Consider the following 12,925-nt stretch of genomic DNA (forward strand, 5'->3'; position numbering starts at 1 on the left):
TGGTCAAGCCCGTTATGCTGTCACTGGTGGTGCAGAAGCTTGTGTAATGTTCTCCACCCTGGTAGCCTTTCAAGCCATGGGAGTGTTAGCGACTGACACCTGCCGCCCTTTTTCCTCTGGTCGGACTCGTATTTCTCAAAAAAACTCATAAGTAGAAGACTAACGGCTGATCAGGGTTGCTCAGTTAATAAATTGTTTAATTTTGCTTAGTCTTTGTGAAGTGGTCGATAGCAAAAGTGCTAAAGACCCCCTGAGAACACCAGCTTTTCGGGAAGCGTCGAAAAGTTTTTTAGTATTTGGTGAATGAATCCTGATCTAAAATCAAAGATTATAGATAGGGTGGGTTCAAATAAAAAATAGACAATGAATTCAGCATGGGCTAAGTTTACTCTCTCAAATTTACAGCTGTATCGGTGGCGAGGCACTAGCTATTTGTATCGCCTGGTGGGACTCCTAGATGCTTGGCGTCAGAGTAGCTTGCTCCTACAGTGGTCTGACGCAATAGGAGCGATGATAGTTGCTCTGGTGTTCAGTTTAGCTCCTTTTGTGTCCAATGCTCTAGTAGGCATCTTGTTAATTGCAAGTGCAGGGTTCTGGGTATTGCTAACCCTATCTGATGATACAGGAAAGCCCAAGGTAAGCCCCATTCATCTGTTAGTTTTCTTCTACTGGAGTGTTGCCACTATAGCCACCGCACTCTCTCCGGTGAAAGGTGCTGCCTGTAGTGGTTTGGTGAAATTAACCCTTTATTTGTTGTTTTTTGCCCTGATGGCAAGGGTATTGCGTTCCGGTCGGCTTCGTAGCTGGATTATTACCCTGTTTCTCCATATATCACTCATTGTCAGTATTTACGGCTTGCGGCAGTGGTTTTTTGGGGCTGAAGCATTAGCTACCTGGGTAGACCCCACTTCAGCAGCAGCAAAACTGACGCGGGTCTATAGTTATCTGGGCAACCCGAATTTACTAGCTGGTTATCTGATCCCAGCAGTAGCATTGAGTTTGGCAGCAGTATTTGTCTGGCAGGGTTTGCTCCCCAAAGCCTTAGCACTGACGATGGTGGTCGTGAATTCAGTTTGTCTAGTGCTAACCTTTAGTCGGGGTGGATGGATTGGTTTTGTTGTTTGTATTTTCGTCTTCTTGATCCTGCTGGTGTATTGGTACAGTGTACAGTTGCCCCCTAAATTACGCCCTTGGGCAATGCCAGCGCTATTAAGCAGTTGTGCTGGGGTGATGCTTCTCGCAGTCATGTTTGTTCCAGCTATACGCGATCGCATTGCTAGTATTTTTGTTGGTCGGGAAGATAGTAGTAACAACTTCCGCATGAATGTTTGGTCTGCTGTGGTGGACATGATTCGTGACCGACCCATCATTGGCATTGGTCCAGGGAACAACGCCTTCAACAAAATCTATCCCCTTTTCCAACGCCCGAAATATACCGCCCTCAGTGCCTATTCCATTTTCTTAGAAACTGCCGTAGAAATGGGTTTGATCGGGATGTTATGTTTCTTGTGGTTGCTAATGGTCACTATCAACCAAGGTATGCAACAACTGAGTCGTCTGAGAAATTTAGCTAACCGTCAGGGATTTTGGCTGATGGGAGCCATTGCTACCATGTCAGGAATGCTCGCCCATGGTCTGGTAGATACCGTTTGGTACCGTCCTCAAGTACAGACCCTATGGTGGCTAGTCGTCGCCATTATTGCCAGTTTCTATGTCAATCCCAATTCTGAGTCCTCAAAAGTTTAAAATTTGCAGGTTGCTTTGAAGGTTGCAGGTTACAAGTTACCAAGTTACCAAGGTTGAAGGTTGCTAGTTTTGTGCTAAACAAACAACTTTCAACCCTCCAACCTCCAACCTGCCCTACGGGAACGCCAAAGGCGAACAACCTCCAACCTGCCCTACGGGAACGCCAAAGGCGAACAACCCTCCAACCTACCAATCTACCCTTCACCGAAAGCCAAAGGGCAACAACCTTCAATAACGTTTGATAGCCCGTGCCATATCTCGCTGATCCTGACGCCTCTTGATCGTCTCGCGCTTATCATGGAGCTTTTTCCCTCTGCCTAAACCAATGCTGACTTTAACTAAGCCGCGCTTCAAATAAATCTTTAAGGGGACAAGGGTTAAACCTTGCTGTTCTAATTTACCAGTAAGCTTATTGATTTCTTTACGGTGCAGCAGTAGTTTTCGGTTGCGACGGGGGTCATGATTAAAATATTCGTTGATATTTTGGTACGGAGAGATATGGACATTGAGCAGCCACGCTTCCCCACCACGAATCAACCCATAGCCATCCCGCAAGTTGACCTTGCCAACTCGGATAGACTTGACCTCCGTTCCCTTTAACTCAATCCCGGCCTCGTAAGTCTCTAAAATTTCGTAGCGGAAACGAGCTTGTCGATTATCACTAATAAGTTTATAACTTTCACCTTTATCACTCATCGTCTTGCCACTCCCAGACGCTTGCAGTTATCTCACTCTAGCGCCTGAGGTTAGAACTGGCGACGACGGGAAACTATTAACTTTTATGAAGATATTGAGATTTACCGGCGAAACGGTTACAATAGATACATAAATTACAAATCGTTCATCTGTTCATGACTTGAACATGGGTGATCAAGTTTCATGGATAGACGGAAGTAAGGATAAATCCTGAAGGAACGCGCCTCTTATCACTACACTGACATTATGAGGCGAAGACGATGAAACTTTTTTATCGCGGTGTTAGCTACCAATACCATCCTTGCGAAGTTTCCACCACAGCAGTTGACTTGATTGGCAAGTACCGGGGACTAAATTACCGATTGGGTAGTGCCCATCCGTTACCACTTGTGCAACACAAAGTCAACCTCAAATATCGTGGCGTTTCCTATTAACTAAATATTAACTAAGTATTCTAGCCTACAAATAAGGTGTCTCTAAACTTATAGCCAGTGGTGGCGATATGCCCTAGGCATGTGCCCTATCAGCAATTACTCTCTTGGTGCGCGTTCCCTACCGCTTTGAACCAGTGCGGGGTTCCACCCCATATTTAATTTTGCTTCCTGATTGGATTACAACCCAGCTGGATACAGAAGTACTAGATGCACCCTAACTAATTCCCTCAGCCACTAACAGAGGATATTCTCTGTTAGTGGCTGAGGTTTTTTTTGTGTTGATATCAGTTTTTGCAGATTTTATGATATAAATATTTATTATATTTAATATAAAGTAACAATCGACTACCTAGAGGCAGGAAAAATTAACTATGGGACTCTTTGGCAATTTGTTCAACTCTCAGACCAAGTACGTTGATGAGGACCGCCAGGATATGGCACAGTCTATAAAAGCTAACCAGTCCAAAGAGTATTTCTTGGACACAGATGAAGCCAAAACAATGGGAAACATTGACTACATGCGCAGCAGCGTTAAGGTCAAGAAATCCTATCCCAAGACCAAAACTGCTGTTTTAAGGGGTGAAGTGGTAGAGCAGATCTCTGCTACGGATAAAGTCACCCTTTCCCAAAATCAGACACCTATGGCCACGTCTGAGCCTGCTTCCCAGTCTGGAGCTACATCCGAGTCTGGAGCTACATCAGGACAAAACGGTCAGGTAAGCTCTCAACGCCGTCGCCCTGACTCCAGCCTGGATCCTTTCCTCAAAATGGCTCAGGATCTAAAAAAGGGTTAATTCAGTGCTTTGTAGATTGACTCCCATTCTACAAGGCATGATCAAATCTTAACTGCACCAGTGGTAAATTTGATTTTTAGATAATCCTCTTCCATCTTGGCTCCTGAAGGTTTTAGGGCTGCTAAAGCTTGGGGGAGGACTAAATTGCGCCGATGGTTACCAATGCGAACATTCAATTCATCTCCTGTTTGAGTAAGCTGTATTTTGTCTTTGGGTATACCAGGTAGATAGAGTTCTAGGCTGTACTCATTTTTATGCTGTATTACTCTAATGGTGTTTTCTTGGTAATACACTTGAGTGGGATCTTCTGAACCATAGAGAGTTTCTTTGAGACGCTCCAACGCCTCAATACCGCACATCTCTTGGGAATAGAGGGGAACTTCTTTAATGGGTAAAGGGCGGAAATTGTCGTGAATTTCCTGGCGGTACTGTTGCTGATTTTCTTTCCAGCGTTGGAAAAATGGGTCAGTTACTTGGTCAGGAATGATCCGATTGGCAACAACTAGATCAGTGGCAACGTTGTATAGGCTTAAGTAAGCATGAGCTCGTAAAGACTCCTTAATCACCATTCTCTCAGGATTAGTCACCAGACGCACTGATGTTTGTTGGTTGTCAGTGAGTACCTTCTCTAGGGCTTCAATTTGTTCATAAAACTCATAAGGAGCATCCATGACCTCTTTATCTGGTAAAGAAAAGCCAGCAATGGGTTTGAATAATGGTTCCACCAAAGGTCTCAGAGCAACTGACATAGTTTGTAGTGGCTTATAAAAACGGCGCATATACCAGCCACTTACTTCTGGTAAGCTCAGTAACCGTAGCGCAGTACCAGTGGGAGCTGAATCAATAACCAGAACATCGTACTCGTCTTCATCGTAGTGGCGTTTCATGCGGACGAGACCGAAAATTTCATCCATACCAGGAAGAACGGCTAATTCTTCTGCCTGTACCCCATCTAAGCCCCTAGCTTGCAGCACTTGGGTAATGTAACGCTTAACCGCTCCCCAGTTTCCTTCCAATTCCATCAGAGCGTCAAGTTCTGCTCCCCAAAGGTTGGGACGGACTAATCGGGGTTCGTGACTGAGTTCAATATCGAAACTATCTGCTAGGGAGTGAGCTGGGTCAGTACTCAGAACTAGAGTTTTGTAGCCTAACTCGGCACAACGCAAGCCGGTAGCAGCGGCTACAGAGGTTTTTCCTACTCCTCCCTTACCGGTCATCAAAATTACGCGCATGGTATGCTCCAGCTGTTCTGAGAAAAGTTTACATTTATTTACTTTACATTACTCTACAAAAGCTGCTTAATTACGTCCAGGCGTGAACAGTCCCAATAATCTATATGAGAAACAATTAATCCCTCAGGATTCAGCTTTAACTCGCTCCAGCCAGGAATAGTAATTCGAGGTTTCCAGGGTAATGGCGTAGTCCAGCTCAGAGTCCAGCGGGTTTTAATTGTATCTCCTGACTGGGAAATGTGTTGCAAATCTAGATGGGGCTCAAGGAACCAGCGATTGATAAAGGCAATCATTTGTTTGTAACGCTCAAGCCCGCGAAACTGGTTGAGGGGGTCTTTAAAATAGACGTCTGAGGCGTAGATGCTATAAGTTTGGTCAGCTGGGAACCTTTGATAGTCTTGTTGGAGAATTTGGGCTATAGGACTGAGAATCTCTTGTTCTTCAGGGTCTTGAGTGTTATTATACCGATTTGTATTCATACGTTGTATTCATACAGGTATTAATAACCTAATATATTTCGTTATTTATTTGTTAGTCCTACTGGCTTGTTCAAACAAGGGTTTTTTGGCAATTGGATCTAACCCGACGGAAATCAGCAGTTTGTGCCAAGCTTCTGCCAAGTTCTCGTCATTGGGGCTCTGCCTTCGCAACTCTACCAGAGTCGTTAATGTTTCGTACCAAAGTCGATCATTTACGTAGATCACAACACGCTGTTGGGGGGTTGCTTGCTTTAGACTTTGCGCTAGGTTTGGATCTTCTTCAACTCGCTTGACTCGACCATCAATATAGATATTGTTAAAGGGGCACAGGGAATCAATCAATCCTACCTGCCAGTCATACTTCTGATTAACTTCTAACGGAGGTAGGTTCACAAAGGGAGGAAGCGTTATACTCCTAATTCCAGGATATACCGTATCGGGTAAGGGATACTTGACTGAGTAAAGCTCCTTTCCATCGGCATCTTTCAGCACAAACTTTAAAGATAGCCCTAATGCTGATTCGATAGAGGGCATATACCAAGAGAAAGTGGGGTATTCAGCAACCGTTGTTCCCATCGTAGAACTGGGAACCAACGCTACAGGAGGATTTTTGAGGTTTGGTTTCACGCAGCCGGGACCCCTAGTTCCTCCAGGACGTCCGAGATCCGAGGGTGTACCATCGTTTTCCTCGTCTGAAGGTGGATTATATTCAGATAATTCCCAGTGGTTCGGTATCTTCTCAATCAGTTCCCTCCCTAGGGAAAAACTCGCCTGAGCTTGTACCTGGGCTGGAAGATTGACTGCCAGAGTAAAAGCCAAAGCAACCATTAAGAGCGTAAATTTTGATGAACGTGTTAACCAAGCCATGATAAAACTATTCCCTGGTAGAGCCAAGTTTCTCTTAAGTAAGCAGGATAAGTAACAAGTATGGCAGAACAACAGCCCTTGGAGGAACCCGTAACCCCTCTAAGAGGATCAGGTTTTCAGACCTTACCTGCATCATTTTAACAATAACTTCAGGTATTTGAGACATCGCCACTATAAGCTTATAATCTTGTCGAAATCTTTATCTGTTCTTCATCTGATTTCCTCATGATTCTGAATTCAGCTTCATTTTTTAAAGAGCGACAAAAATTAGACAAAACTATCCGACCAATTGGAGCATCTTCCTTGCAAGGGATAGCATTTTGGAAAGAAAAAATAATTGCTATCGACTCGATTAAGGGTTATCTCCTACAAATTGATCCCTTCACGGATAACACAACAATTTTGAATCCAGAACGGGACTCGGATTTGGTCGGTGTGACTGGTTTAGCCCTGGCAGGAGAAACCCTATGGTTAACACTACAATCTAGTGTATATTTTTGCCAGATAAATGATAATTTAAACCTACAACACTTTGTTGATTTGCCTTACACCGCTAACGGAATCGCTGTTAAAGATTCAACTGTTTATGTTACCTGTAAAAAAGTTGGATATATTATTATTTATAGCAGCAATACAGGTCATGAGATTACCCGGTTGCGTTCTCCCGGAGTTGGCATTGAACATATAACAATCCGCGATGAAGAACTGTGGGTATCGGATGACCAAGAACAGACAGTTTACTGTCTTGATCGAGCAACTGGCGAAATTCAGTTCAGTGTACTCACCCCCTTTGAAAATCCTACTGGCTTAGCGTTTTGTTCTGACCCCCAGACGGGAGACGATACCCTCTATGTTGCTTATGCAACTGAGGAGGCTTACATCCGGGATAACCCTAACGCTGATCCTAATTATGAATTGCAGTATCGCGATCGCACTTTTATTCATCCGTTACACTTTACCTACAATCCGGAAGGTCGCTACGCACTCTCCAATGGCTATTTAATCGAAATGTCCTACGTGGAGGAACTTGATCCCCTCAAGGATATCGAGTTGAATGATTTGGAATGGCGAATTGCCTTGCCATCGGAAACTGACCGACAAAAGGTCTCAAAAGTCGAACCCGTAGGTATACCCTTTACTATAGACGTTCAAGATGGTCAGCAAGTTGCCGTCTTTAAGTTTGACAACCTCAAGCCAGGGGAACGCCATATCTTTGGTTGGAAGGCACTCCTAGAAGTTTGGAGTATCAAGTACCGCCTGACACCACGGGATATGGAGGGGTTGCCTGAGTTAGCGCCAGAATTTCAGAACCGTTATTTGGTTGATGATGACAAGTTAGCCATGGATACAGAAATCATCCGCCGTTCGGCTAAAGAAGCAATTGGTAGCGAAACGAATCTGTTGCGGCAAGTCTACAGTATTCGCAATTATGTCTACGACAAACTTTCCTACCACGTGACCCCTAAAATAGATACTCCAGACATTGTGCTACGACGGGGTGTGGGGTCTTGCGGGGAGTATTTGGGAGTATTGCTAGCTTTGGGACGCCTTAATGGTATTGCCTGCCGCACTGTTGGTCGTTACAAATGCCCTCCCCATCCTGACCAAATCGGTATTCCTTTGGTACCAGATTTTAATCATGTTTGGATGGAATTTTATATCCCAGGAATCGGCTGGCTACCGATGGAATCGAGTGCTGATGATACGGTTGAAGGGGGTCCTTATCCCACTCGGTTTTTGATGGGTCTTGCCTGGTACCATATAGAGATCGGTAAAGGAATTAAGTTTGAAATCCTGAAGAGCCAAGGGGTGCCTGTGAAAAAGGAAGATATTTCTATTGGTGAGTTAGCCATTAATCATGTGCGGTTTAAGATTCTGGCAGAATTGCCCAGTGGTAGTGCTTCAATCGAACAATAACGACTACTACTGGCAAGGGTAGCCAGAAAGAAGTGGCTTGCAGGGGATCTAAGACCAAATCGAGGACGTAACTCCTAGACTTGGGCTACCCCCGTGATGTCAGAAGCCTACACCATACCTGCTGGGATTGGTGTGCCGTAGTTCAGTATAGGTTAGGGGGAAATTTAGTCATGGATGTTATTCCAGCTATAGACTTACTTGAAGAAAAATGTGTGCGGTTAGTCCAGGGAGACTACCAACGTGCGCAAATATTTAACGATAACCCAGTCGAGGTAGCGAAACAATGGGTTGAACAAGGTGCATCAAGGCTGCATGTCGTTGATTTGGATGGTGCAAAACTGGGTAAGCCAGTGAACACTAAAGCAATCGAAGCAATTGTGCAGGCGGTACCTGTGCCAGTGCAAGTCGGTGGTGGATTACGCTCCCGCTCCGGAGTCACTCAACTGTTGACTCTAGGCGTCGATAGAGTCATTATAGGGACGGCAGCGGTGGAAGACCCTTCCCTAGTGGAACAGCTTTGCACTGAATTCCCAGGGAAGATTGTAGTTGGTATTGATGCTCGTCAGGGATGGGTGGCCACTCACGGTTGGTTAGAAACCTCAGAAATTGCAGCTATTGACCTAGCTGAGCAAATGACTCAGCTGGGAGTAACTACGATTATTTACACCGACATTCACCGGGATGGAACTCTGTCTGGACCAAACCTAGACGCTCTAAGAGAACTAGCAAGTCATATCTCCATCCCCGTGATTGCCTCTGGGGGTGTCAGTTCAATCACTGATCTATTGAGTCTACTGACTCTCGAACCTCTAGGGGTTAGGGGTGTAATTGTTGGTCGTGCGCTTTACACCGGAGATATGTCTCTGAAAGAAGCTATTCAAGCAGTCGGTCCTGGAAGGTTACAAGATATCCCTCTAGATATGGGGTTTTCTAGCTTTGCTTGAGGAGTCGTCAATGGAAAAATGGAAAAATGGAAAATTGATCTGATTCGAGCCAAATACCCCATGATCAGTTTTTCATTGTCAGGGGCAATTTATTTTAAGATAATCATTTGTCTAATTGCTTCCTGATTAAACTTTAAAAGTTTAGTAAAGGGGTAAAGGGCAAGGAATTCCAACCATTGACCTTTTCCTTTTTATATTTATAACTTAAATTCAAGACCATACTACTAAACTAAATTGCCTTCTTGAAGTGTTATTTAGCTAGGCAGGAGGACAAGCTAATGGGGAGATAGGTAGATAGTGCTACCGCAAGCATATGCGCTACTTGAGGTGCTACTTGAGGTGCTATCAGTGGTCAGCCGTCAGCTAATCAACGGGAGGTAGTCAACAAGGTTACGGGCTGGTACCGCTGGTTGAAAATTCCTGCTCGTTTTGCTGATCTGATCCCGTGCAGTGAAAGCGGCTGCTAGTTGATAGTTTATAGCTGATAGCTGACAGCGGTAGGCTGAATCCTTACGATAGTGCTACCTATGAATTTAACTTGGTACCAGCAAACACGATTCCCCTAACTTAACCATTCCTTCATTTTATCCGGATATTTGATAAGTTTTGCGTAAAATTTTCCAGTTCTAGTGTCAAATACTAGTTTGTTAACACAAACTAACTACAGAGCTGATGGTTAGTGGCAAATACTGAAGGATATGATAGGGGAGCGATTAGCCATAGGTTCAGTTACTCTTGAACATAACTTAAACCAATAAATAAAAAGGCACATATAGAGATGGGCAATAAATCAGAGCTTTTCCCACAGGGGAATGGTAAATATTTCCACTCACAGCCCGTCATCTACCACACTAGAAACTCAAAATACTATCAGGATGGGCGTAAGCTAGAGGAGATTTGGACGATCATACGGCGTCGCTTTTTAGCGGCTGCTGGTGTAGCAATTACGATCACAGCTAGTATTTTTGTATGGACTTCTAATCAGAAACCTCTGTACGAAGGCAAGTTCCGACTGCGTCTGGAGCCTCTGACAGCACAGGATGATGAAAATCAATCGACACCAGGTTTTGAGAGCTTGGCTTATCAAACCCAAATGCTGGTACTGCGTAGTCATAAACTGATCACTCCCGTGATTGAGGAAATAAACAAGCGCTATGGAAAAACTAGCTACAAGTCTTTAGTCAAGAATAATCACCTGAGGATCAAACACATTGAAGGAACTAGTGTCTTAGAAGTCCGCTACCGTGATAGCGATCCTCAAAAAGTTCACTTTGTTTTAAACCAGCTTGCCGATAATTATATCAAGTACTCCCGCCAACAAGAAGCAAGTTACCATCACAAGGACCTTGAGCTAGCAAATAGAGAGTTGCCTCAAGTTCGCCAAGAGGTAGACAGACTGCAGGAAGAACTGCTGAAGTTGGAGCTAGGGTACAAGTTAATTGACTATGATAATCAAAAACAGCAGCTTTCAACTCAGATTAGCCAGATTAAGCAACAGCAATTAGATACTCACATCCAGCTTAAGGAAGCTCAGTCCTTTTACCAGATCATTTCTCAAAAGCTAGGACTGTCATCAAATCAGGTCAAGGACTCTCGTGCTTCGGAGTTAGCTTTGGCTCAAGTGACTTTGGCCGAAAACCCCTACTACCAAAAGATGCTCAACCACCTAGAACAGGTTGAGGCTGAGATTGCTATCGAGTCAAGCCGCTATACTCCAGACAGTCCCACCATCAAGACCCTCAAGCAGCAACAGTATAATTTCTTATCCCTGGTACGCTCTGAAGCTGAACAGGTACTAGGGATTAAACTTACAGATACAGATGTTCCTAAGATATCACCCAATTCAATTCACCAGCAGCTAACTCAAAAACTGGTAGATCAGAGCATCCAAATATCAGTTTTGCAAGCACGACAACAAGCTCTTGCTGAGGAAGAAGAAAGTCTTGAGCAAGACATGAAACAGATGTTGGCGATAGATCCAAAGTACACCAGTTTACGGCATAAACTTAAAGAGACAACCCAACGATTAGATACTCTGTTGGAGCTTAAGGAAAGCTTCCAGCCTTATTCTTGGGAACTTATTCTCAAACCCAAACAGCCTCAATATCCGATTCCGCAACATCAGGAACTTCAAATTATTTTGGGAGCGATCGCAGGTATATTACTGGGTGCAGGAACAGGGTGGTTGATGGAGCGCTTAGACCATGTGTTCCACTCTCCCGACGAACTTAAACATCGCACCCAATTGCCTCTTCTTGGTGTTATTCCTTACCATCCAGCACTTAAGCCAACCAAGTCATCAACAAGCCGCAAAGGTATACCTTTTGTTCCAAACTTCCCTAAGAATCAGAAAAATAACTCAACGCCAAAACTGCAGCAAGCTTCTCCCTTTTTAGAGGCGTTCCGGTTCCTCCATCGCAATATCGGCTTACTGGGCTGGGATCAGCCAATCCAATCTATTGTGATTAGCTCAGCTAGACCAGCAGACGGTAAATCTACCGTTGCTGTCCACCTAGCTATAGTGGCTGCTGCTATGGGTCGGCGGGTGCTACTGGTGGATACAGATCTGCGCCGTCCCCGGGTACATAAAATTTTTGGTTTGAACAATCAACTTGGTTTGAGTGACGTCCTTAGTAAGGGGATCAAAGCTAACCGAGCCATCCAGCAAGTGCCCCTGTGGGATCATCTTCATGTGCTAACTGCTGGTTCCCCAGCACATGATCCGATTCGGTTACTATCTGCGCCAAAGATGGGAACTTTGATGGAGCATTTTAATGCTGTTTTTGATTTAGTTATTTATGATACACCTCCCGTGATCGGACTTGCCGATAGCCGCCTTCTAGCAGCTAACACGGATGGTATGGTCTTCGTAGGCAGATTAAACAAGACTGACCGCTCATTTCTAATGCAAGCGTTGGATGAACTCAAAACCTCTAGGACTAATCTTTTAGGTATTGTTGCTAATGATGTTGAGAACTACGCAACTAGCTCCTATTATCACCATCAGGACTACTATACAACCGATTCAGCAACCATGAAGGTGAAAAAGCTTCTAGATCAGAACATGAGATGATATGAAGTCCAGTTAATAACTTTTAATATGGTTGATTGCTTTTTTTTAATGGTTAATGGTTAATTGACCATTAACCACTAACCATTAACCATTATAGTTAGTGCTCAGTAGCTGGGAATGAAAATACGTATGTTAACAGGACTAGCATCACCCTTGATAGCATTAAGGTTAGTGTTAAAACGACTAGGGAAACCTGGACAGTTAAGCGTAACCGTTTACCCTTACGATAAAAACGTTTATCCGGTAAAGGGTGAGCAGTTTTAGAAAAGAGTGTTAATGGTTGATGAGGCTGATAAGGATTCCAGAATACATGGGCACCTAAATGCTGATTGACACAGGGTTTCATAGTTCAAAATTAGAGGTAGTGTTTTGATCGCCAAGCAGCGTTTACGCCCTGTGGTGTAAACGTTAGTAGTAAAACTGAGATACTTCCTGTCTCAGTCTTGATAGTGATATCCAACCCTGTCCAAATTGCTTTGGAGTGGCTTGTGGTATTCAACCAGGGCTTAGGTATTTGTTTTAGTTTGTTTTAGAGTAAGGGGAGAGACAGAGCAAGGATATAGGGGGATGATTTTGTTTGGTTATTTTGTCTTTCTTCCAAGTCCACCTTGTCTTCCTTTTCCTGTATTAGATACAGAGCAATGGTTTAGCCCTGGGATAGGTAGGGTTTGATGGCTGAATTTGGTAATGCCTGCTACAATGGAAGAATGGACTTTAACAACAATTTAGGGCATCTAATTAAA

General features: G+C 44.0%; 11 protein-coding genes and 1 riboswitch. Of the genes, 7 read left to right on the forward strand and 4 right to left on the reverse strand.

All coding sequences use genetic code 11. From position 1 onward, the window contains the following. Nucleotides 1–363: 363 nt before the first annotated feature. Together F6J94_RS05030 and F6J94_RS05035 are read left to right on the forward strand one after the other, a co-directional pair. Complete coding sequence (locus F6J94_RS05030) at nt 364–1,746, forward strand: IctB family putative bicarbonate transporter (RefSeq protein WP_293037572.1); 1,383 nt, start codon at nt 364–366, stop codon at nt 1,744–1,746. Between the two features lie 71 nt (nt 1,747–1,817). Beyond that, a complete protein-coding gene (locus F6J94_RS05035; RefSeq protein ID WP_293037574.1) occupies nt 1,818–1,988 on the forward strand; it encodes a hypothetical protein in 171 nt (56 codons plus the stop codon). On the opposite strand, the gene smpB is transcribed toward F6J94_RS05035, so the two are convergent. Next, complete coding sequence (smpB, locus tag F6J94_RS05040) at nt 1,975–2,442, reverse strand: SsrA-binding protein SmpB (RefSeq protein ID WP_293037576.1); 468 nt, start codon at nt 2,440–2,442, stop codon at nt 1,975–1,977. The genes F6J94_RS05035 and smpB overlap by 14 nt on opposite strands. A gap of 140 nt (nt 2,443–2,582) precedes the next feature. After that, a riboswitch (Glutamine riboswitch) is annotated at nt 2,583–2,667 on the forward strand. A gap of 35 nt (nt 2,668–2,702) precedes the next feature. On the opposite strand from smpB, the gene F6J94_RS05045 reads away from it, so the two are divergent. Together F6J94_RS05045 and F6J94_RS05050 are read left to right on the forward strand one after the other, a co-directional pair. After that, nucleotides 2,703–2,876: a DUF4278 domain-containing protein gene (locus tag F6J94_RS05045; protein ID WP_293037578.1), complete on the forward strand. Its 174-nt coding sequence runs from the start codon at nt 2,703–2,705 to the stop codon at nt 2,874–2,876. A 371-nt stretch (nt 2,877–3,247) separates the two neighbouring features. Continuing rightward, on the forward strand, nt 3,248–3,670 hold the full coding sequence (locus F6J94_RS05050) for a hypothetical protein (protein ID WP_293037581.1): 423 nt from the start codon (nt 3,248–3,250) through the stop codon (nt 3,668–3,670). A 41-nt stretch (nt 3,671–3,711) separates the two neighbouring features. On the opposite strand, the gene F6J94_RS05055 is transcribed toward F6J94_RS05050, so the two are convergent. From F6J94_RS05055 to F6J94_RS05065, 3 genes are read right to left on the reverse strand one after another with little or no spacing between them, the layout of a single operon-like run. Further along, on the reverse strand, nt 3,712–4,902 hold the full coding sequence (locus F6J94_RS05055) for a TRC40/GET3/ArsA family transport-energizing ATPase (protein WP_293037584.1): 1,191 nt from the start codon (nt 4,900–4,902) through the stop codon (nt 3,712–3,714). 53 nt (nt 4,903–4,955) lie between these two features. Further along, the gene (locus tag F6J94_RS05060) at nt 4,956–5,381 is read right to left on the reverse strand and encodes a DUF2358 domain-containing protein (RefSeq protein WP_293037587.1); all 426 of its coding nucleotides are present in this window, start codon (nt 5,379–5,381) and stop codon (nt 4,956–4,958) included. 45 nt (nt 5,382–5,426) lie between these two features. Then, a complete protein-coding gene (locus F6J94_RS05065; RefSeq protein ID WP_293037590.1) occupies nt 5,427–6,248 on the reverse strand; it encodes a DUF928 domain-containing protein in 822 nt (273 codons plus the stop codon). Between the two features lie 225 nt (nt 6,249–6,473). Here F6J94_RS05065 and F6J94_RS05070 point away from each other — a divergent pair, with 225 nt between their 5' ends. From F6J94_RS05070 to F6J94_RS05080, 3 genes are all read left to right on the forward strand, one after another. Next, nucleotides 6,474–8,165, forward strand: a complete 1,692-nt coding sequence (locus F6J94_RS05070) for a transglutaminase family protein (protein ID WP_293037593.1) — start codon at nt 6,474–6,476, stop codon at nt 8,163–8,165. Between the two features lie 170 nt (nt 8,166–8,335). Continuing rightward, nucleotides 8,336–9,109 carry a 1-(5-phosphoribosyl)-5-[(5-phosphoribosylamino)methylideneamino]imidazole-4-carboxamide isomerase gene (gene hisA, locus F6J94_RS05075; RefSeq protein WP_293026019.1) on the forward strand — a complete coding sequence of 258 codons (774 nt, stop codon included), beginning with the start codon at nt 8,336–8,338 and terminating at the stop codon, nt 9,107–9,109. A 778-nt stretch (nt 9,110–9,887) separates the two neighbouring features. Next, the gene (locus F6J94_RS05080) at nt 9,888–12,182 is read left to right on the forward strand and encodes a polysaccharide biosynthesis tyrosine autokinase (RefSeq protein ID WP_293037597.1); all 2,295 of its coding nucleotides are present in this window, start codon (nt 9,888–9,890) and stop codon (nt 12,180–12,182) included. Nucleotides 12,183–12,925: the final 743 nt, after the last annotated feature.

It is taken from the genome of Moorena sp. SIO1F2 (genome assembly GCF_010672755.1).
GTDB lineage: Bacteria > Cyanobacteriota > Cyanobacteriia > Cyanobacteriales > Coleofasciculaceae > Moorena.

Excerpts from the sequence above, each read along its gene's own strand:
- F6J94_RS05030 (WP_293037572.1), top strand. The coding sequence starts at position 364 with ATGAATTCAGCATGGGCTAAGTTTACTCTCTCAAATTTACAGCTGTAT.
- smpB (WP_293037576.1), bottom strand. The coding sequence starts at position 2,442 with ATGAGTGATAAAGGTGAAAGTTATAAACTTATTAGTGATAATCGACAA.
- F6J94_RS05080 (WP_293037597.1), top strand. The coding sequence starts at position 9,888 with ATGGGCAATAAATCAGAGCTTTTCCCACAGGGGAATGGTAAATATTTC.
- F6J94_RS05050 (WP_293037581.1), top strand. The coding sequence starts at position 3,248 with ATGGGACTCTTTGGCAATTTGTTCAACTCTCAGACCAAGTACGTTGAT.
- F6J94_RS05060 (WP_293037587.1), bottom strand. The coding sequence starts at position 5,381 with ATGAATACAAATCGGTATAATAACACTCAAGACCCTGAAGAACAAGAG.
- F6J94_RS05065 (WP_293037590.1), bottom strand. The coding sequence starts at position 6,248 with ATGGCTTGGTTAACACGTTCATCAAAATTTACGCTCTTAATGGTTGCT.
- F6J94_RS05045 (WP_293037578.1), top strand. The coding sequence starts at position 2,703 with ATGAAACTTTTTTATCGCGGTGTTAGCTACCAATACCATCCTTGCGAA.
- hisA (WP_293026019.1), top strand. The coding sequence starts at position 8,336 with ATGGATGTTATTCCAGCTATAGACTTACTTGAAGAAAAATGTGTGCGG.
- F6J94_RS05070 (WP_293037593.1), top strand. The coding sequence starts at position 6,474 with ATGATTCTGAATTCAGCTTCATTTTTTAAAGAGCGACAAAAATTAGAC.
- F6J94_RS05055 (WP_293037584.1), bottom strand. The coding sequence starts at position 4,902 with ATGCGCGTAATTTTGATGACCGGTAAGGGAGGAGTAGGAAAAACCTCT.